Raw genomic sequence first — 20749 nt, 5'->3', positions numbered from 1 at the left:
ATGCGCAGCGCCATCCGTTTCCTCCATCGCGGCGACGTCGTTGAACTGGGCGAGGTCGGGCCGAACGAGACGGTGCTCGATTACCTGCGCCTGCGCCGGGGCCTGTCCGGCACCAAGGAAGGCTGCGGCGAGGGGGATTGCGGGGCGTGCACGGTCGCCGTCGGGCGCATTGTCGGGGGGCGGCTCGTCTATCAGCCGGTGAATTCCTGCATCCAGTTCCTCGGCATGCTCGACGGGGCGGAGCTGGTGACGGTCGAGGATCTGGCGGCGGACGGCAAGCTGCATCCGGTGCAGCAGGCGATGGTCGACTTCCACGGGTCGCAATGCGGTTTTTGCACGCCGGGCTTCATCATGAGCCTGTTCACGCTTTATCACGCAGCCGATGTGCCCGCGACGCGCAAGACCGTGACCGACTGGCTCGCCGGCAACCTATGCCGCTGCACAGGGTATCGTCCGATCGTCGACGCCGCGCTCGATGCCTGTTTCCAGACGGTCGACGATGCATTCTCGCGGCGGGCGGCCGAGACGATGGCCGCGCTGACCGCCCTTCAGGACGGCGCGGATGTCATGATCCCCACGGGCGAGGGGTTTTTCGCCGCGCCCGCCTCCGTCGATGCGCTGGCCGAGCTCTATGACCGGCATCCCGACGCCACCATTCTGGCAGGGGCGACCGATGTCGGATTGTGGGTCACGAAACAGCTGCGAGACCTGCCGAAGATCATATGGATCGGTCGTGTCGCCGAACTGGAGGGTGCGGAGGAAACCGCCGGCGGCGTCTTGATGGGCGCGCGGGCGACCTTTGGCGACACCCATGATTTCATGGCGCGCATCGATCCCGACCTCGGTGAGTTGTGGCGCCGCATCGGATCGAAGCAGGTGCGCGCCTCCGGAACCGTCTGTGGCAATATCGCCAATGGCTCGCCCATCGGCGACAGCCCGCCGGCCCTGATCGCATTGGGAGCGACGCTGGAGCTGCGCAAGGGCGCGGATGCCCGCACCCTGCCACTCGACGCCTTCTTTGTCGATTACGGCAAGCAGGACCGCAAGCCCGGCGAGATCGTCACCGGTCTCTATGTGCCGCGCCTCGATCCGAACCACGCGTTTCGCTGCTTCAAGATCTCCAAGCGCTTCGACCAGGACATCACCGCCGTCTTGATGGCGGTGCGCCTGACGCTGGTGGATGGCAGCATCACAGAGGCGCGCGTCGCCTATGGCGGCATGGCGCCCACGCCGAAACGGGCTGCGGGCACGGAAATCGCGCTCGTGGGCGCGCGCCCCGACACGCCGTCGACCTGGGCGGCGGCGCTGAGGGCTCTGGCGGAAGACTTCAGCCCGATCAGCGATATGCGCGCAAGCGAGGACTATCGCCAGGAGGTGGCACGCGCCTTGCTCGCCAAGGCGCTGGTTGAAATCGGCGGAACGCCCGACGAACGCACCCGGATCACGGGCGCCCGGCGCGAGGAGACGTCTCATGCCGCTTGAGGATGCGCCCGGTGGTGCAGGGCTTCTGCCCGGTGACGACGGCACGCTTGCAAGCGTGCGCCGGCCGACACCGCATGACAGTGCGATCAAGCATGTCAGCGGCGGCGCTACCTATGTTGACGACATTCGCGAACCCGCCGGCACGCTGCATGTGGTGCCAGGATGGGCAGATGACGTCGTAAGAGGCACCATCACGGAGATCGACCTGGAGCCGGTGCGGCAAAGCCACGGCGTCGTCGCCGTGCTGACCCATGCGGATATTCCGGGCAAGAACGACGTCTCGCCCGCGCTCGGCGACGAGCCGATGCTGGTCGAAAGCGAGATCCTCTACTGGGGGCAGCCGATCTTCGCGGTGATCGCGACAACCCGCGATGCGGCGCGCCGGGCGGCGCGCAAGGCACGGATCGTTGCAGATCCGCTGGCACCGGTGCTGACCATCGACGACGCGCTGTCGGCCGACGAAACGGTTCTGCCGGACTACCAGTTCCGCAAGGGGTCGCCGGAAACCGGGCTTGCCACCTCGCAGGCCAAGCTGCGCGGCCAGATGGAAATCGGCGGGCAGGAGCATTTCTATCTGGAAGGTCAGGTGTCGCTGGCGGTTCCCGGCGAGGACGGCGACGTTTTCGTCCACACCTCGTCGCAGCATCCGAGCGAGACGCAGCACATCATCGCGCGTGTCCTGTCGGTGCCGGATGCGGCGGTGACCGTGGAAGTCCGGCGCATGGGCGGCGGCTTTGGCGGCAAGGAGAGCCAGGCCAACCACTGGGCAGGGCTTGCCGCCCTTGCCGCTTCCGTGACGGGCCATGCCTGCAAGCTGCGGCTCGACCGCGACGACGACATGATCATGACCGGCAAGCGGCATGACTTCCGCGCCCATTGGACGCTCGGACATGACGCGGACGGACGTATCCGCGCGACCGAAATGCTGTTTCACGCCCGCTGCGGCTATTCGGCGGACCTGTCGCTCGGCGTGGTCGACCGGGCGATGTTTCACGCCGATTCCAGTTATTTCTATCCCGATGCGCTGATCCATTCGCGCCGGCTGAAGACCAACACCTGTTCCAACACCGCGTTTCGCGGCTTCGGCGGGCCGCAGGGCATGCTTGCCGCGGAGCGGATGATGGACGCATTGGCGATCCGGGTCGGCAAGGATCCGCTCGATGTGCGCAAGCTCAATTTCTATTCCGCGGACCGGGACGTCACGCCCTATGGCATGCATGTCGAGGAACACGCCACGCTGCATGCCATCGTCGATCAGCTGGAGGAGAGTTCCGACTATCGGGCGCGGCGGTCGGAGATCTCGGACTTCAATGCGCGCAGTCCGATCCTGAAAAAGGGGTTGGCACTGACGCCGGTGAAGTTCGGTATTTCCTTCACCCTCAAGCATCTCAACCAGGCCGGCGCCCTGGTGCATCTCTACACCGACGGGTCGATCCATCTGAACCATGGCGGCACGGAGATGGGGCAGGGGCTGTTCCAGAAGGTGGCGCAGATCGTTGCCGAGATTTTCGGCGTGACGCTCGACCGGGTGAAGATCACCGCCACCCACACGGGCAAGGTGCCGAACACCGGCCCGACGGCGGCCTCCTCCGGCACGGATCTCAACGGCATGGCGGCGCAGATTGCCTCCGAGACGATCAAGGCGCGGCTGGTGGCCTTTGCGGCGGAGCAGCATGGGGTCGCGCCGGACGACATCGTGTTTCGCGACAACCAGGTGTTTCTGGGCGACGAGGCGATGCCGCTCGGGGCGCTGGCGCGTGCGGCCCATCTCGCCCGCATCCAGCTGTCGGCGACCGGTTTCTACGCAACGCCGACCATCACCTGGGATCGTCCGAGCGCGTCGGGTCGTCCGTTTCACTATTTCGCCTATGGCGCGGCCTGCTCGGAAGTCACCATCGACACGATGACGGGCGAGATGCGCGTCGATCGCGTCGACATTCTCCATGACGTCGGCAAGTCGCTCAATCCGGCCATCGACATCGGCCAGATCGAAGGCGGCTTCGTGCAGGGCATGGGCTGGCTGACAACCGAGGAGCTGGTGTGGGACGAGAGCGGGCGCCTGCGCACGCATGCGCCGTCAACTTACAAGATCCCGACCGCGTCGGATGTGCCGGAAGCCTTCAACGTTGCGCTTTATGCCTCCGCCGGCAATCCGTCGCCCACGGTGTTTCGCTCCAAGGCGGTCGGCGAGCCGCCCGTGATGCTGGCGATTTCCGTCTTCAGCGCCATTCACGACGCGGTCGCGAGCCTTGCGCCCGGGCTGCTGCCGGACCTGAATGCACCGGCAACCGCTGAGGAAATCCTGCGTTCGGTCACCGACATCAAGCGCAGGAAGGCGGCGCGATGAGGACCTGGGCGTCGATTCTGGCACGGCTGGAGGAGGCGCCCGCCTGCGTGCTGGTCACGATCGTCGGCGTCGAGGGCTCCGCTCCGCGGGAGGTCGGCGCGCGGATGGTGGTCGATCCCGACCGGCGCTTCCACGGAACCATCGGCGGCGGCATGCTGGAGTATCAGGCGATCGAGACGGCGGCGAGGGACGCACGGGCCGGCCGGGACGGCTTTCGCCTCGAGCGGATGTCGCTTGGGCCCGATCTTGGCCAGTGCTGCGGCGGGCGGGTCACGCTAGCCCTCGAAACCTTCTCCAGGGCGCGGTGGGATGAGGTGATCCGCTTCGCGCGGCTCGAGGCGGAGGGACCCTTCGCGACGCAGATGGTTGTCGATGGAGACGGCGGGGCGGGCCTGCGCACCCTCGCAAGCGGCGAGGCTGCCGGGACGGGCGGGGCGGAGGTTCGCCTGCAGGGCAATCTGCTGGCGGAGCGCTTCGGGACGCAGACCTCGCCGGTGGCGCTCTTCGGCGCCGGACATGTCGGCAAGGCCCTGGTTCTGGCGCTCGCGCCCTTGCCGTTTTCGGTGACCTGGGTCGACAACAGGCCGGATGTCTTTCCGGCACATGTTCCCGCCACTGTCCAAGTCGTTGCGGCGGCGGATCCTGTGCGTGTCGCGGCCGATCTCCCGGCCGGTGCCGAGGTTCTCGTCATGACCCATGATCATGCACTGGATCTTGCCATCGCCGATGCGGCCTTGCGCCGCGACGCGATTGCCGGCGTCGGCATGATCGGCAGTGCGACCAAGGCGGCGCGCATGCGCTCGCGGTTGCGCGCGGCAGGCCATGAGGCCGACCGTCTTGACGCGGTTTTCCGTTGTCCGATCGGCATTTCCGCAATTGCATCGAAACAACCGTCCGCCATCGCCGTATCCGTGGTCGCGGAGCTGATGATCCGCCGCGAACAGCGCGTTTCTGTCCACAAGAAACGGCATCACGGCCTTGCCGGGAGCATCGCGGCCATATGATAAGGGGGCGGGGGATCTCATGACAGTGGACGACACAACGAACCCGCAGCACGGAGTGGTCGGCGAGCGGCGTGGCACCGTTCTCCTTGACGCGCGCGGCATCACCAAACGCTTCGGCGAGATCCTCGCCAACGACACTGTGTCCCTCACGCTGCGCGCCGGCGAGATCCACGCGCTGCTCGGCGAGAACGGCGCGGGCAAGTCGACCCTGGTCAAGATCCTCTATGGCGCGCTCGACCCCAATGCGGGGGATCTCGTCTGGCAGGGGCAGACCGTTACCATCGCGTCCCCGGCCGAGGCGAGGGCGCTCGGGATCGGCATGGTGTTCCAGCACTTCTCGTTGTTCGAGGCGCTGACGGTCGCGGAAAACATCGCCCTCGCTCTCCCGCCCGACCAGTCCTTCCGTGCCTTGTCCGAGCGGATCCGGCAGGTGTCGCGCGACTACGGCCTGACACTCGATCCCACGGCCATTGTCGCCGATCTTTCGGTCGGCGTGCGCCAGCGCATCGAGATCGTTCGCTGTCTGCTGCAGGAACCGAAACTGATCATCATGGATGAGCCGACCTCGGTGCTCACGCCGCAGGAGGCGGATCAGCTGTTCGTCACCCTGGAGCGGCTCGCCTTGGAAGGCTGCGCGATCCTCTATATCTCGCACCGGCTGGAGGAGGTGCAGCGCATCTGCCACCATGCGACGATCATGCGCCACGGCAAGGTCGTGATGGAATGCGATCCGACGAAAGAAACAGCGGGATCGCTTGCCCGGCTCATGGTCGGCAGTGCGGTGCACGACCTCAAACGCGGGGTTGTCCCGCGCGAAGGCGATGTCCGCCTCGCGCTCAAGGACCTGAGCGCGGAGGCGGAGGGCCCGTTTTCCGTCGCCATCGAGAACGTAAATTTGAATGTGCGGGCGGGTGAAGTCGTTGCCATCGCGGGCATTGCCGGCAACGGCCAGAGCGAGTTGTTCGAGCTGGTGTCCGGCGAACGGCTTTCCTCCAGCGCAGACGCCGTGACAATCGGCGCAGTACCGATGGGCCGGGCCGGCATCACCAAACGCCGCAGGGCAGGGGCCGCCTTCGTTCCCGAGGAACGGTTGGGGCACGGCGCCGTGCCGGGACTGAAGCTGTCGGAAAACCTCCTGCTCACACGCCACAGCACCGGCGACGGGCTGGTGCAGGGCGGTTTCCTCAAGCGGGACCGCGCGGGCGCGCTGGAACAGAGGATCAAGACGAATTTCGATGTGCGCATGTCGCATGACGATCCGGAAGCACGCGCCCTGTCCGGCGGCAATCTGCAGAAGTTCGTGATCGGCCGGGAGCTCGACCGGCAGCCCGACGTGCTGGTGGTCAACCAGCCGACCTGGGGCGTGGATGCAGGCGCGGCCGCGCTCATCCGCCAGGAGCTGATCGACCTGTCGCGCAACGGGGCGGCCGTGCTGGTGATCAGCCAGGATCTCGACGAGATCTTCGAGATCGCCGACCGGATCGCCGTGATTTCGCGCGGAAAACTGTCCGAAGCGATCCCGGCCCAGAAATTGACGCGCGAACGCGTGGGTCTGCTGATGGCGGGCCTTGACGAAGACAGTGGAGGCGCGGGCGATGCGGCTTGAACTGGAAAAGCGGCCCGAGCGCTCCACCTTGATGGCGCTGCTGTCGCCGGTGATCGCGATCACGCTGACCCTGGTGACGGGCGCCGTGCTGTTTGCCGCTTTGGGACAAAACCCGGCGGTCGCGCTCTACATGTTCTTCATCGATCCGCTGACGGCCTCCTGGTCGCTTCAGGAACTGGTGGTGAAGGCGACGCCGCTGATCCTGATCGGGGTGGGCCTTGCCGTCTGCTTCCTGTCGAACACCTGGAACATCGGTGCGGAAGGCCAGTTTACCGCCGGCGCGCTCGCCGGCTCCATGCTGCCGATCCTGCTGCCCGGGTTCGAGAGCTTCCTGACCCTGCCGCTGATGCTGCTCATGGGCATTGCCGGGGGAATGCTGTGGGGGGGCATCCCGGCCTTCCTCAAAGTGCGGTTCGGGACCAACGAGATCCTGACCAGCCTGATGCTGGTCTATATCTCGCAGCTCCTGCTGGACTGGCTCGTGCGCGGACCGTGGCGCGATCCGGAAGGCTTCAATTTTCCCGAAAGCCGGGTCTTCTCGGATGCGGCAACGCTGCCGGCGCTCGCCGACGGGCGCATGCATGTCGGCGCGATCTTCGCCGTCATCGCGGTTCTGGCGCTGTCGGTGGTCTTGCTGAAGACGTTGAAGGGGTTCGAGATCAGGGTTCTCGGCCAGGCGCCGCGCGCCGGTCGCTTCGCGGGCTTTTCCCGCAACAAGATTATCGTCTTCGCCTTTCTCCTGTCCGGGGGACTGGCGGGGCTTGCCGGCATCAGCGAAGTCTCCGGGTCGGTCAACCAGCTGACGCCGGTCATCTCGCCGGGATACGGCTTCACGGCGATCATCGTTGCCTTCCTCGGCCGGCTCAATCCCATCGGGATCTTCTTGTCCGGCTTTCTGCTGGCCCTTTCCTATCTGGGCGGGGAGGCCGCGCAGGTCACGCTCGGGATTTCCGACAAGACCACCCGGGTGTTCCAGGGGCTTCTTCTGTTTTACGTGCTCGCCTGCGATACGCTGATCCTGTACCGGATCCGCTTCGCGCGGCCGGGCGTCAGCGCCAAGGGAGCCTGATCGATGGGGGCATTTGAATCCATTCTTCTGACCGTCATCACCGCGGCGACGCCCTTGCTGCTGGCGGCCATCGGCGAACTCGTCGTGGAGCGGTCGGGCGTTCTCAACCTGGGTGTCGAGGGCATGATGATCGTCGGTGCCGTGATGGGCTTTGCCGGCGCGCAGGCCACGGGCTCTCCGTATCTCGGCGCCGTCTTCGCGCTGGTATCGGGGATGGGCATGGCGCTTCTGTTCGGGTTCCTGACGCTGCATCTGGTCGCCAACCAGGTGGCCACCGGACTGGCGTTGACGCTGCTCGGGCTCGGCCTGTCCGGGATGATCGGCGAGGCCTTCGTGGGGCAGCCAGGCATCCGGCTGACCGGCATAGAGATCCCGGTTCTGAGCGACCTGCCGCTGGTCGGGCGCCTCCTGTTCGGCCAGGACGTGCTCGTCTATCTGTCGCTGGCGCTGGTCGCGGGGGTCTCCTATGTGCTGTTTCGCACCAGGGCCGGCCTCATCATCCGTGCGGTCGGCGACAATCATTCCTCCGCGCATGCGCTTGGCGTCTCCGTCCTCAAGGTGCGCTATCTGGCGGTGCTGTTCGGCGGGGCCTGTGCGGGGCTTGCCGGCGGATATCTGTCGCTCGTCTACACGCCGCAGTGGGTCGAGGGCATGACGGCGGGCAGGGGCTGGATCGCGCTGGCGCTGGTCGTCTTCGCCACCTGGCGGCCCTTGCGGGTTCTGGCCGGCGCCTATCTGTTCGGAGCGGTCGGCATTCTGCAATTTCATGCCCAGGCGCATGGCGTCGCCATTCCATCACAGTTTATGTCGGCGCTTCCCTATGTCGCGACCATCGCCGTGCTTGTCATCATCTCCCGGAACCGCATACTGACACGGGTCAACACCCCGGCCTGCCTGGGGCGGCCGTTCGTGCCGGACCGCTAATGCGGCGAAGACTGCGGAGCGGGCCGAAAACACGGAAAAAGACCGGAGAGACCACCGGGCTGTGCGAGAGAGCAGGGGACGGGAATGAACACGAGGGCTGCGCGCCGGAGCGGCGATGACCCGCCGGCGCGAATTTACGAAAACACTTTGATTTAAACGGGGAACAGGAGCCTCACATGAAAAAACTATTCGGGATCGCGCTTGCCGCGGCACTCGGCCTTGGAATGGCGAGCGCACAGGCCGAGGACAAGCTGAAGGTCGGCTTCATCTACGTCGGGCCGATCGGCGATCATGGCTGGTCGTACCAGCACAATCAGGGCCGGCTGGCGATCGAAGCCGCCTTCGGCGACAAGGTCGAGACCACCTATATCGAGAATGTCTCCGAGGGCCCCGACGCGGAGCGCGCCATCGAGCGGCTGGCGCGCGACGGCGCAGGCCTGATCTTCACCACCTCCTTCGGCTTCATGAACCCGACCCTCAAGGTTGCCAAGAAGTTCCCTGACGTGAAGTTCGAGCACGCCACCGGCTACAAGCGGGCGGACAACGTCTCGACCTATTCGGCGCGTTTCTACGAGGGCCGCTACATCATCGGCCAGATCGCGGCCAAGATGTCGAAGACGGGCACCGCCGGCTACATCGGATCCTTCCCGATCCCGGAAGTGGTGCGCGGTATCAACTCCTTCATGCTGGGCGCGCAGTCGGTCAATCCCGACTTCAAGATCAAGGTCGTCTGGGTGAACTCCTGGTATGACCCGGGCAAGGAAGCCGATGCGGCCAAGGCGCTGCTCGACCAGGGCGCCGACGTCATCAGCCAGCACACCGACAGCCCGGCACCGCTGCAGGTCGCCGAGGAGCGCGGCGCGGTCGGCTTCGGCCAGGCATCGGACATGATCAAGTTCGCGCCGAACGCGCAGTTGACCGCCATCGTCGACGACTGGAGCGTCTACTACGTCAACCGCGTCCAGGCCGCGCTCGACGGCACCTGGAAGAGCGAGGACATCTGGGGCGGTCTGGCCAAGGACATGGTGCTGATGGCGCCGTTCACCAACCTGCCGGAAGACGTCGCCAACGAGGCGGCGGCCATGACGGACAAGATCCGCAGCGGCGCGTTCCATCCCTTCACCGGCCCGATCTTCAAGCAGAACGGCGAAGTGGCGGTCGAGGATGGCATCATTCTTGACGACGGTGCGCTGCTTGGCATGAACTGGTACGTGAAGGGCATCGACGACCAGCTTCCGCAGTAAGCCGACGACGCGGCGGCGGATCTCGGTCCGCCGCCGATCATCGCCCGTAGACGGGCATCCAGCCGAACCGCCGGGCGCGCCGGTTCGACGTCTTGGCCATTTTCGCGGCCTAGCGCCAAGACCGGGACGTTCCCGGCAAGGATCCGGGTAATGACTGCCGCAGACGACGCGCGCTTTTCCAGGCAACTGGAGTTTCTCAGACACCTCATTCGCGTGCCGAGCGAAAACCCGCCCGGGGACATGACCGCATTCGCAGAGGCAGCGGCGACCGCGTTGCAGGAGCTCGGCCTCGATCCGGAATGGCATCCGGTTCCGGAACCCTTCGTACGCCAGGCCGGCATGCGCAGCGTCGTCAATCTGATCGTGCGGCGCCGTTTCGGCGACGGCGGCCCGGTGGTTGCCCTCAATGCGCATGGCGACGTGATTCCGGCCGGCGAGGGGTGGAGTGTCGACCCCTTCGGCGCGGAGGAAGCCGGCGGGGCGGTCTATGGCCGTGGCACGGTCTTCTGCAAATCCGACATCAGCGCCTATGTGTTCGCGCTGCTGGCGCTGATCGAGGCGCCAGAGGCTTTGAACGGCACGGTCGAGCTTCATATCACCTGCGACGAGGAAGCCGGCGGAACGCTCGGTCCGCGCTGGCTTCTCGGCCAGGATCTCACAAAGCCCGATCTGGTCATCGCCTCGGGGTTCAGCCGTTCCGTCACCACCGCCCATAACGGCTGCCTTCAGGTCGAGGTGGTCGTGCGCGGCCGCGCGGCGCATGCCGCAGCTCCCCATGGCGGCGTCGACGCGCTGGAGGCCGCGACGGGCATTCTCCGGGCGCTTTACGACGAACGGGACCGCATCGCGCAGCGGCGCAGCACCATCGATGCGGACATGATGCCTTTGCTCACCGTCGGCACGATCCAGGGCGGCGTGAACACCAACGTCGTGCCGGACCGCGTGGTGCTGCGCATCGACCGGCGCCTTATACCCGAAGAGACGGGCGAGGCGGTCGAGGCGGAGCTCTTCGCGCTGATTGAAACCGCGATCACGCCGCGCGAGGGGCTGGAGATCGAATGCCGCAGGCTGCTCTTGGCCGAGCCGTTGCGTCCGGTTGCCGGTGCCGACCGGCTGGCCGATATCGTGCAGGCGGAAATCTGGGCACGGTTCCCGCAGCCGCAACCGCGCATCACCGGATCGCCGCTGTTCAGCGACGCGCGCCACTATGCCGACGCCGGCATTCCCACCGTGCTCTACGGATCGGGACCGGACTCGCTGGAGGCGGCCAATGCCTATGCCGCGGACGAACACGTCCAGTTGAGCGATCTTCGTGCGGCGACCGATGTCGTCACCGCGACCTTGCGCCAGCTGCTCAGCGGCAATCCGGCAATGCAGTCCTGAGCACGTCCATATCTGCATTCTCGGAGGCAGGCGCACCGGACGAGTCGGATCGACAGGCTGAAAGCACCGAAGAGGGCCTGTGGCGCGTCGGTGCAACGCATCAAAGCTCGGCTCCTATCCGCCCATAGCTAATTCGCATAATATATATTATGGAACTTACTCGGATGAGGCGCCGCGCCAGCCGGCATTTCGCTTCAGGAACGGATCGATTTGCACACAAGCGCTTACGGAGCGTTCTTCATCCTGGATACCAGCTCCGACACTCCGGCGAGCCGATCCCCCATGGATCATGCGCCGATGGCATCAGGCCTCGTCGCAGTCGCTCAGCAGCCTGTCGCGGTCTGTCGCCTCGACAACCTTGCGAGCGACCTGGAGCGAGAAGCCCTGACGACAGAGCGAGGCGATTTCTTTCCTTTGGCGCTCGGGATCCGCGTCGCCCTTGCGCCATGGGCCGAAGCGTTTCTTGCGCGCAGCCACGCAGGCGGCGGCAAGATCTGTTGTCTCGTCGCGGGCCAGCAGCGTCTCGGCCATGTCCTGGGAAATGCCCTTGGTCTGCAGCACGGCAGCGATGCGCCGGGTCGAACGACCCTTGCGCCGTTCCGATGCGATCTTCGATTCCGCGTACAGCTTGTCATCGACCAGGCCGGATGCCTCGCAGCGCGCGACCACGGCATCGACCATATGCATGTAGCTGGCCGGGTCTTCCTCCAGTGCCGCGGCGACACGCCAGACCTTGCGTTCCAGCACGCGGTGCAGATTGCCGGCGCTCGATCCGTATCGGTCGAGGTAGTGCAAGGCCGCGCGCATCAGCCGGTCTTCGGTCGGCGCGCGCATCTTGCGGCTCATGTCCGGCCGTCACCCGCGGCTCCGCGAAACCGCATTCCGTCAAAGGCCGGCACGACGCCGTCCGGCAGCTCCCGGGTCAGTGTCGCATAGTCCATGTCGACATGCATATTCGTCAAAATGGCCCGTTTCGGCGCGAATTCACGAATGTTTTCAAGGGCATCGTCGAGCGAAAAGTGGCTTGGATGCGGCGTGCGCCGAAGGGCGTCGATCACCCAGGTGTCGAGGCCGTGGAAGGCCGACCGCGCGGTATCTGGAATGCTTTTCACATCAGGCAGATAGGCAACGGACCCGAAGCGGAAGCCCAAGGCGTTGATGTCGCCATGCGCCACTTCCACGGGCTGAAACGGGATCGGCCCGCCGGCGCCATCGATGACGTAGGTCTCGCCCGCTTCGATGCGGTGTTCCTTCAGGATCGGCGGATAGCTCGACCCTTCCGGCGTCTTGAAGCCGTAGTAGAACAGATCGTGGGCGCGAACCGAGGTCGTCGCATCCATATGCACGGGAATGAGCTGGCGGTGGGTGATCGCCAGCGGCCGCAGGTCGTCGATGCCGTGCAGGTGATCGGCATGGGCATGGGTGAGGAGCACCGCATCCAGATAGGTCACGCGGGCATCGAGGAGTTGCTGGCGCAGATCCGGTCCCGCGTCGACCAGAACGGTGGTGGTGCCGCCCTTCCCCGTCCGCTGCACCAGCAAGGCGCATCGCTTGCGGCGGTTCTTTGGCTCGTCCGGATCGCAGTCGCCCCAGATGTTGCCGACACGCGGCACGCCGGCCGACGATCCGCAGCCGAGAATCGTGAACTCCAACTCGCCGTCGTCGCTCATTGCGCGGCCGCTCCCGGCACCTTGGAGAACAGGCGAAAGAAGTTCTCGCTGGTCTGGCGGGCCATGTCGTCCTCCGACACGCCCCGGGCGTCCGCAAGCACCTTGTTGGTGTGGGCCACATAGGCCGGTTCGTTGCGCTTTCCGCGCCAGGGCTGCGGCGCGAGATAAGGCGCGTCGGTCTCGACAAGCAGCCGGTCGGCGGGCAGATCGGCTGCGATCGCCCGCAGCTCTTCAGAGCGCTTGAAGGTCAGGATGCCGGAAAACGAGACATAGAGCCCGAGATCGATGCCGGTCATCGCCAGATCGCGGCCCGACGAGAAACAATGCAGAAGTGCCGGAAAGGCGCCCTTCTCCGTTTCTTCCGTCAGGATCCGGGCCATGTCGTCGTCGGCATCGCGCGAATGAATGACCAGCGGCAGTCCGGTTTCACGCGCCGCCGCTATATGGCGGCGAAGTCCCTGCGCCTGCGCCTCGCGCGGGGCCTTGTCGTAGAAATAGTCCAGACCGGCCTCGCCGATGGCGACGACCTTCTCGTGTGCCGACAAGCGGACGAGATCCTCGGTCGTGACCGCCATCTCCGCCTCTTCCCCCGCATTGTGCGGATGGGTGCCGACGGAGCAATAAACGCAAGGATACTGCTCGGCGAGCGCTCGGATCCGGTCGAATTTCGCGACACGCGTCGAGATCGTCACCATGAGCTCGACGCCGGCGTCGTTGGCGCGGGCGATGATCGCATCGCGTTCTTCGTCGAAGTCCGGAAAGTCGAGATGGCAATGGCTGTCGACCAGCATCAGGCGGCTCCGCTGTCGGTCGTTTCGGCCTCCACATAGCGCGGGAAGACACCCGCGGGCTTCGGCAGCTCGGTTCCGGGCTTCAGGCGTCCGCCCTCTCCGAGCGCGTCGAAACCGCGGGCATCCGCCTCGACCTTGAGGAGATCGAGCAGCTTTTCCGCGCTTCCCGGCACCACCGGTTGCGCCAGGATCGCCACCTGACGGATCACCTCGGCGGTGACATAGAGCACCGTGCCCATGCGCTCGGGATCGGTCTTCTTCAACGCCCAGGGCTCCTGGCCGGCGAAATAGCGATTGGCCTCGCCGACGCAGGCCCACACACAGGCCAGCATCTGGTGGATCGCCTGCGTGTCCATGGCCGCACGCGCGGTTTCGAGCATCGCGTCGGCCTGGGCGAGGATCGCCTTGTCCTCGGCGCTGAGGTCGCCCGGGGTCGGCAAGGTGCCGCCGCAGTTCTTGCCGATCATCGACAGCGAGCGCTGCGCCAGATTGCCGAGATCGTTCGCGAGATCGGCGTTGATCCGGTTGACGATGGCATCGTGGCTGTAGTTGCCGTCCTGGCCGAAGGGCACCTCCCGCAGGAAGAAATAGCGAACCGCATCAAGCCCGTAGTGGTCGATCAGCGCGAAGGGGTCGATCACGTTGCCGACCGACTTCGACATCTTCTCGCCCTTGTTGAACAGAAAGCCATGCGCGAACACCCGCTTCGGCAGCTCGATACCTGCCGACATCAGGAAGGCCGGCCAGTAGACGGCGTGGAAGCGCACGATGTCCTTGCCGATCACATGCAGGTTGGCCGGCCAGAACCGCCAGCGCGGATCGCTGTCATCTGGAAAGCCGGCGCCGGTGATGTAATTCGTGAGCGCATCCACCCAGACGTACATGACATGGCGCTCGTCGCCCGGCACCGGCACGCCCCAGTCGAAGGTGGTGCGCGAGATCGACAGGTCCCTCAGCCCGCGCTTGACGAAACTGACCACCTCGTTGCGCCGCTCGTCCGGCCCGATGAACTGCGGGTTGGCCTCGTAATGTGCGAGCAGCTTGTCCTGATAGCTCGACAAGCGGAAGAAATAGCTCTCCTCCTCGACCCATTCCACGGGCGTGCCCTGCGGTCCGTAGCGCACGCCGTCGGCGCGCAGCTCCGTTTCGTTTTCCTGGTAGTAGGCCTCGTCGCGCACCGAGTACCAGCCGGAGTAGCTGTCCTTGTAGATATCGCCATTCGCGGCCATGCGGCGCCAGATTTCCTGGCTTGCGGCATGATGGCGCGGCTCCACCGTGCGGATGAAATCGTCGTTCGAACAGCCGAGGGCTGCGACCATCTCCTGAAACCGGGCGGCATTGCGGTCGGCAAGCTCGCGCACCGGGATCCCCTCGCCGCGCGCGGTCTGCAGCATCTTCTGGCCGTGTTCGTCGGTGCCCGTCAGGAAGAGCACGTCACGCCCGTCAAGCCGCTGGAAGCGCGCGATTGTATCCGTGGCAATCGCCTCATAGGCGTGTCCGATATGCGGAACGCCGTTGGGGTAGGAAATCGCCGTCGAGACGAGGAAGGGGGATCGGTCGGTCATGAACGTCTTGCGGGTCCAAAGTTCGGTGGCCATGGAGGAGCGCGGCATTCGCCCACGCGGGACAGGGTCTTCCGCTCAACTGGCGGCAGTCTTCGTATGCACGCCTTGCCGCCCTCGCGCCAGCCCGTCGGGTCAGGTGCGGGCGGTTTCCGCCAGATCGCGAAACACGTTCAAAACGAGCTGCTTGCGATCGAGGTTGAAGGCATCCGCCTCGCGGGCGGCCTGGCTCGTCTTTTCCCATACCTCGGCTACCCTGACAAGGCGCTGCAACGCCATGCCGGATGCTGGGTCGAGACGGGAATGAAGGTGGTCGGACACGAGGTCCTTAAACAGTGTCCAGGCGTCTTCCGCGCCATTGCGCGCCACCGCATCGGCGAACCCATGCGCCTGTGCGATGTCGATATCCGGGAGCTGCTCGACAAGTGCCGCAAAGCCGTCGGCCAGCTCGATCGCATCGCTCGACGCGAGCATGATCGCTTTCCTCAGGCTTCCGTGCGCGAGCTCGGCCGCGCGCCTGGCCTCACGGGTCTCCGGCGCGGCGACGCCGAACTCCGCCAGCCCAGATGCAATCTCCTGATCGCGCAGCGGCTGCGTCGTCAGCATCCGGCAGCGCGAGCGGATGGTTGGCAGCAACCGTCCCGGCGAATGTGCGATTACGAGAAACAGCGAGCGCTTCGGAGGCTCCTCCAGAACCTTCAGGAGCGCATTGGCCGCATTCTGGTTCATGTCGTCGGCCGCATCGACAATGCAGATCCGCCACGATCCTTGCGAGCCGGTCGACCCGAAAAAGGGCACCGCGCGGCGCACCTCGTCGACGGTCAGGTCCTGCTTGAACTTGTCCTTGGACTTGCGCTTCGCATCATAGGGCCGCTTGAGGTGCAGGATGCCCGGATGCGCGCCGGCGGCCACCTTGCGAAAGGTCGGGTCGTCGGGCGAAAGCATCAGGTCCGGGGCCATCCGCGCCGCCACTGACGCCGGGTCGGGATGGGCCAGCACGAAGCGGGCGAAGCGGAATGCGAGCGTTGCCTTGCCGATCCCCTTGGGGCCGGCGAGGATCCAGGCGTGGTGCATCCTGCTCGAGCGATAGGCCTCCAGAAGCGCCTGTTCCGCGGCCTCATGGCCGTAGAGCACCGTGCGCTCGCGGGGCAAGGGTATTCCCTCCAGCGCGTCCGGCTCAAAAGCATGGGCGTCCTGCTGCTCCATAGCCGCTAGCCTCCGATCCGGTCGCGGGCGGGATCGGGTGCGGCGGGGCCCGCATGACCGAGATCGAGCGGAAAGCGCGCGCAGACCGCCTGCCAGATGTCATCCGCCACCTTGTCGGCCGCAGCGCTGCCATCGACGACGACAAAGCGGGCCGGTTCCGCAGCGGCCAGGTCGAGAAAGAGCTGGCGGCGGCGCATGTGCACCTCCTTCGTGTCGGTCTCGAAGCGGTCGGGATCGGCGGGGGTGCCGTCCGAGCTGCTGCGCGCAGCCACACGAGACAAGCCAACCTCCGGTGAGACGTCGATCAGGATGGTCATGTCGGGGCGATACCCGCCGACGGCCACGGCCTCCAGCCGGTCTAAAAACGCAGGATCGACCCCGGCCTCGCCCTGATAGACGCGGGTGCTGTCGGCGAAACGGTCGCACAGCACCCAGCGCCCCGCGTTGAGCGCCGGGCGAATGGTTTCATCGACGTGGTCGGCGCGGGCCGCGGCGAACATCACCGCCTCGATCTCGGCGCCAAGCGGCTTCACCTTGCCGGACAGCAGCAGCTCGCGGATGGTCTCCGCCGTCGGGGATCCGCCCGGTTCCCGGGTCACGACCGCCTCGATCCCGGCCGCATTCAGCCGTTCCTTCAGGCGGGAGATCTGGGTGGATTTTCCGGCCCCCTCTCCCCCTTCGAACGTGAGAAAACGCCCCTGCCTCTGCAGGGTGCCTCGGGTCTCGCGCATCGCGTCGACACGCGCGTCATCCCTCATCGAGCCACCATCCAAACAGTGTTTCACGCAAGGCGTCCGCGGCCCGGCTGGTCACGGTTCCCCGCTCGACCGCCTCGGCAGTTTCCAGCGGGACCCGGAAGACCACGGTCCGGTCGCGCATCACCCGCAGTTCGCCGACCGTCTTGCCGCGTTCCACCGGCGCCTTCAAGGGACCGGTATAGATCACCCTCAATCGGTAGTCGCTCTTGCTGCCGCGCGGCAGAAGGACTTCCACAGGCTCGCGCGCCAGAAGGTCGACGCTCGATTGCGCGCCCCCGAACACACGGGCCTGCGCCAGCGGTGCGCCCTTTTCGAACAGGACGACATCCTCGTAGTCCTTTTCCAGACTGTCGAACAGCGCCTTGAGGGCATCCGTCCGCGCGTCTGCCGTCGGGTGCCCGGCAACCACACCGATCAGGCGGCGGTTTGCCCGGATGACGGAACCGACGCCGTTGTAGCCGGATTTCGCGCTGGAGCCGGCCGCGAGTCCGTCGACCCCGGCGATCTCGCCCAGCAGCGGGTTCTTGTTGCGCTGAAAGATCCCGTTCCAGGTAAACTCGGGAAGGCTGAAGAGCCCGTAGCGGTCCTTGTGCCGGCTCAGGATGAACGCGGCAAGGCGCCCCAGGTCGGCCGTCGTGGTGACCGCGCCCGGCGCGTCCGCGCCGGTCGGATTGGAAAACCGGCTTCCGGTCATGCCGATCCGTTCGGCCAGTGCGTTCATGCGCGTGGCAAAGGCGTCTTCGCTGCCGTCCAGTCCTTCCGCGAGGATGATGGCGGCGTCATTCGCATTCTGGACGAGCAGCCCTTTCAGCAGATCGAGGACGGGGACCTCGCTTTTCAGTGCCGCGAACATCGTCGGTCCGCCGGATGGTGCGCCGCCGCTGCGCCAGGCGTGCTCGCTGACGGGAAAGGCGGTGTCCTCGGAAATCTCGCCGGAGGACAGCGCGTCGAAGACCACGGCGGCGGTCATGAGCTTCGCGGTGGAGCCGGGTTGAATGGCGACCGTTGCATTGCGGCTGTTCAACAGCGTGCCGGTGCTGAAGTCGATGAGCAGAAGCGGCGTTTCGGGCGGCTTTTCCTCTACCGCACCTTGCGCGGCGACCTGACCGGTCAACGCGGTGAGGACGAACAGGACGGCCAGGACTGCGAAAGACCGCTTGCGCGCAATCATCTCGGTTCTACCTCTATGCGCTGACGTCACAACGAAAAACGTCCCGGACGGCGGTGTCCGGGACGTTGACCATACTCGTCGTGCAAGCCTGCGCCTACCGGCTTGTCCACAGGCGCATCAGCGCCGTGCGTTTACGAGACGCGAAAGCGGCGATCCGCCCTCGATCCCGTCGAAGGCGCTGTAGGCGGCGGCGATCCGGCGATCCGCGACATAGGAGGAGATGGCCGATCCGGCGACGAAACTTCCGCCGGTCTGGCCCTGGATGCTGCCGGGCAGCGTTTGCGGCTCAGCAGACACCGGAGCTCCGTAGCCAAGCAGTCCTTCCTGCCCGCCGGTGAAGCCGTTGGAGGACGCCACGCGAAGCGTTCCTGCTCCGGCCTCGAAGGCGATGGCCGGATCGAAGGCGGCCGTGACCGTGTTGGAGAATGTCCACGTGCTGGCAAGCACGGCGCCATAGGGCCGGCTGCGCGGAACGGGCGCCGGCCCGAGAAGTCCCGATGGGATTTCGGCTTGCGCCAGCAAGGTCCCCGGCTGCGTCGCGCCGGGCTGAACTGCACCGGGGCCGCGATAGGACGCCATCAGATAGGGTTCATCGAGGCCGTCGAGCCGCGCGCGGCCGATATATTCGACCTTCACCTTCGCCACGCCCTTGGACTTGTAGTCCAGCATGGTCGCGGCGCGTTCGGAGAGATCAATGGTGCGCTTGCCGTGGAACGGGCCGCGGTCGTTCACGCGTACGATCAGCGAGCGGCCGTTCGACATGTTGGTGACACGGGCGTAGGAGGGCAGCGGCATCGTCGTATGCGCCGCGGTCAGGGCGTTGCGGTCGAAGACCTCGCCGTTCGCCGTCTGGCGCCCGTGAAAGGTGGGTCCGTACCAGGAGGCAAGCCCGACGGACTGGTAGTTCGGGTCGTCCTTGGGGCGATACCACTTGCCGGCGACCTTGTAGGGCTTGCCGACCATGTAGCGACCGCCGCCCTTGGGCACGGGCTTGTTGCCCGTCACGATCTTGGGGCTGGCAGGCACGCCGTATTTGGATTCGCTGAATTTCACTTTCTTCTTGTCGGTCGGCGCGCTGCTGCAGGCCGCAAGCGTCAGACACAGGGCCGAAACCGCAAGAACGGGGATCGGCCGGAGCCGAGAAAGCGAATGGGTGGGGGAGAAAGCCCGCGAAAGGGATGTCGTCCGCGAAGGATCTCGTGAGGAGCCCGGTTCCCGGCGGTCAGCCGCCGGAGCCTTGCCTGTCGTCATGTTGCCGCCCTACTCGATACTCTTGCCGGCATAACGATGCGGTGTGTCCGGCGCGCGCCCGGATCCGGAATCGATCCCGGGGGGCAAGAACGAGGTCTGACCAGGCCCTTGCCAAGGCTCCGGCCGTCACCCGTTCTGCAAGACAGCACCGCAGTGCGCAACGCACCGGCGGACCATGTTTTCATTGTGATGCGGCCTCCCAATTCGGCGCATCGCAACATGTGTAACACGGGTCCCTTACCGCAAGGTGAAAGCGCGGTCGAGCGAAAGACACAGGTGAGCGGACGTTTTTAACAGGAGTGTCGCTTTTCGGCCTCACCGGTTCCGCGATTGAATCAGTTTCCGATCCGGGCACGGCCGTTCAAGCCGTCGTCGCGGGTCCAGTAGAGCGTGCTTCCCTCGCCCTTCGACAGCGTGAAGCAGAACTGCTTGCCGTCGTACCAGCTTTGCCACTTCTGGCAGAGACGATTGCCGCGCACCCACCAGCGGCCCTCGTCGTTCGGCTGCATGAAGCGGCCGAGCCCGACGGCGTCGCCGGAACCGTCGACCTTGCCGTTGCGCTGGTAGTAGAGCGGGAACTCGCCCCCGAGCGGAGTTTTCAGATAGATCCGCTTGCCGGACACCACCTGCTTGATCTCGTTCTGCGACAACTGCGTGTTCGCCTGTGCCGTCGCGGACAAGACAACTGCAGCACACATGCCAACTGCCAGAATGCCGGTCTTTATGATTGCCTTGGGCATGATCGTCTCCTGGTATCCTCTTCAAGGCCGGCCAAAAAGCCGAAACGAATTCGCTTGCCTGCCCTGAGTTACGTCCCCCTCGCGCTGGCGGATCAGGGCCGCGGATGACGCTTTTGTGATCCCGGTCACAGCATCATGGGGCGTGTGCCCCTAAGACTGAAGACATGGCGCGTGCCCCCGCGCCAAACGCCGGCACCCCGGCGCAACCGCCGATCCGGTCCCTGCCTCGACCTTCCGGATCGGCGGTTTTCCTTTGCCCCCGTCCGGTCGGAGCGATCCCCCTTGACAATGAAGGGCCGCGCGGCCAAACGAGAGCCCGACGGAAGAGTGGCCGAGTGGTTGAAGGCACCGGTCTTGAAAACCGGCAGGCGGGCAACCGTCTCGTGGGTTCGAATCCCACCTCTTCCGCCACTCCCCTTCTGTGTCCGATCCGGAGACATAGGTAACGGTTTGTACCGGAGACATGGGTTACAACCTCGTGCCGAACGGGTTGTCGATTGTTTGTAGTGTTCTCTGCTCCAGGTCGATGTATCCCAGATCA

The 20749-nt window shown here is 65.6% G+C and carries 17 protein-coding genes and 1 tRNA gene; 9 read left to right on the top strand and 9 right to left on the bottom strand.

The window, feature by feature from the left end:
* The 8 genes from xdhA to LC092_RS04785 all read left to right on the top strand — a co-directional run bounded on the left by xdhA (nucleotide 1) and on the right by LC092_RS04785 (nucleotide 11059).
* Nucleotides 1-1482: a xanthine dehydrogenase small subunit gene (gene xdhA / locus LC092_RS04820; protein WP_224805309.1), complete on the top strand. Its 1482-nt coding sequence runs from the start codon at nucleotides 1-3 to the stop codon at nucleotides 1480-1482.
* Nucleotides 1472-3829 (top strand): xanthine dehydrogenase molybdopterin binding subunit, encoded by a 2358-nt coding sequence (xdhB, locus tag LC092_RS04815; RefSeq protein ID WP_224805308.1) that lies wholly within the window; start codon nucleotides 1472-1474, stop codon nucleotides 3827-3829. Before xdhA ends, xdhB begins: the two co-directional genes overlap by 11 nt.
* The gene (gene xdhC / locus LC092_RS04810; protein ID WP_224805307.1) at nucleotides 3826-4833 is read left to right on the top strand and encodes a xanthine dehydrogenase accessory protein XdhC; all 1008 of its coding nucleotides are present in this window, start codon (nucleotides 3826-3828) and stop codon (nucleotides 4831-4833) included. Before xdhB ends, xdhC begins: the two co-directional genes overlap by 4 nt.
* Before the next feature lie 19 nt (nucleotides 4834-4852).
* Nucleotides 4853-6439 (top strand): ABC transporter ATP-binding protein, encoded by a 1587-nt coding sequence (locus tag LC092_RS04805; RefSeq protein WP_412103522.1) that lies wholly within the window; start codon nucleotides 4853-4855, stop codon nucleotides 6437-6439.
* Entirely contained in the window at nucleotides 6429-7508 is a 1080-nt protein-coding gene (locus LC092_RS04800) for an ABC transporter permease (protein WP_224805605.1), read from the top strand. The genes LC092_RS04805 and LC092_RS04800 overlap by 11 nt, the downstream gene beginning before the upstream one ends.
* Nucleotides 7509-7511: 3 nt before the next feature.
* Nucleotides 7512-8432, top strand: coding sequence for an ABC transporter permease (locus LC092_RS04795; protein WP_224805305.1), 921 nt, complete (start codon nucleotides 7512-7514; stop codon nucleotides 8430-8432).
* Nucleotides 8433-8608: 176 nt separating this feature from the next.
* Entirely contained in the window at nucleotides 8609-9676 is a 1068-nt protein-coding gene (locus LC092_RS04790) for a BMP family ABC transporter substrate-binding protein (RefSeq protein ID WP_224805304.1), read from the top strand.
* 150 nt (nucleotides 9677-9826) lie between these two features.
* Nucleotides 9827-11059, top strand: coding sequence for a M20/M25/M40 family metallo-hydrolase (locus LC092_RS04785; RefSeq protein ID WP_224805303.1), 1233 nt, complete (start codon nucleotides 9827-9829; stop codon nucleotides 11057-11059).
* Between the two features lie 303 nt (nucleotides 11060-11362).
* Here the strand turns inward: LC092_RS04785 and LC092_RS04780 are convergent, their stop codons facing one another.
* The 9 genes from LC092_RS04780 to LC092_RS04740 form a co-directional block, all read right to left on the bottom strand.
* A complete protein-coding gene (locus LC092_RS04780) occupies nucleotides 11363-11905 on the bottom strand; it encodes a regulatory protein RecX (RefSeq protein WP_224805302.1) in 543 nt (180 codons plus the stop codon).
* Complete coding sequence (locus LC092_RS04775; RefSeq protein WP_224805301.1) at nucleotides 11902-12729, bottom strand: MBL fold metallo-hydrolase; 828 nt, start codon at nucleotides 12727-12729, stop codon at nucleotides 11902-11904. Before LC092_RS04775 ends, LC092_RS04780 begins: the two co-directional genes overlap by 4 nt.
* Nucleotides 12726-13520 carry a TatD family hydrolase gene (locus LC092_RS04770; protein ID WP_224805300.1) on the bottom strand — a complete coding sequence of 265 codons (795 nt, stop codon included), beginning with the start codon at nucleotides 13518-13520 and terminating at the stop codon, nucleotides 12726-12728. Before LC092_RS04770 ends, LC092_RS04775 begins: the two co-directional genes overlap by 4 nt.
* On the bottom strand, nucleotides 13520-15085 hold the full coding sequence (gene metG, locus LC092_RS04765) for a methionine--tRNA ligase (protein ID WP_224805299.1): 1566 nt from the start codon (nucleotides 15083-15085) through the stop codon (nucleotides 13520-13522). Before metG ends, LC092_RS04770 begins: the two co-directional genes overlap by 1 nt.
* A 132-nt stretch (nucleotides 15086-15217) precedes the next feature.
* Nucleotides 15218-16288 carry a DNA polymerase III subunit delta' gene (locus tag LC092_RS04760; RefSeq protein WP_224805298.1) on the bottom strand — a complete coding sequence of 357 codons (1071 nt, stop codon included), beginning with the start codon at nucleotides 16286-16288 and terminating at the stop codon, nucleotides 15218-15220.
* A 5-nt stretch (nucleotides 16289-16293) separates the two neighbouring features.
* Nucleotides 16294-17046 (bottom strand): dTMP kinase, encoded by a 753-nt coding sequence (tmk, locus tag LC092_RS04755; RefSeq protein ID WP_224805297.1) that lies wholly within the window; start codon nucleotides 17044-17046, stop codon nucleotides 16294-16296.
* Complete coding sequence (locus LC092_RS04750; protein ID WP_224805296.1) at nucleotides 17036-18217, bottom strand: D-alanyl-D-alanine carboxypeptidase family protein; 1182 nt, start codon at nucleotides 18215-18217, stop codon at nucleotides 17036-17038. Before LC092_RS04750 ends, tmk begins: the two co-directional genes overlap by 11 nt.
* Nucleotides 18218-18334: 117 nt before the next feature.
* Nucleotides 18335-19270: a septal ring lytic transglycosylase RlpA family protein gene (locus tag LC092_RS04745; RefSeq protein ID WP_318245905.1), complete on the bottom strand. Its 936-nt coding sequence runs from the start codon at nucleotides 19268-19270 to the stop codon at nucleotides 18335-18337.
* A gap of 533 nt (nucleotides 19271-19803) precedes the next feature.
* Complete coding sequence (locus LC092_RS04740) at nucleotides 19804-20208, bottom strand: hypothetical protein (protein WP_224805295.1); 405 nt, start codon at nucleotides 20206-20208, stop codon at nucleotides 19804-19806.
* A gap of 321 nt (nucleotides 20209-20529) precedes the next feature.
* On the opposite strand from LC092_RS04740, the gene LC092_RS04735 reads away from it, so the two are divergent.
* A tRNA-Ser gene (locus tag LC092_RS04735) sits at nucleotides 20530-20619 on the top strand.
* The last annotated feature ends 130 nt before the right edge of the window (nucleotides 20620-20749 follow it).

The organism is Stappia stellulata, assembly GCF_020176715.1.
Lineage (GTDB): Bacteria > Pseudomonadota > Alphaproteobacteria > Rhizobiales > Stappiaceae > Stappia.
This window is presented reverse-complemented; position numbering and strand designations above follow the sequence as displayed.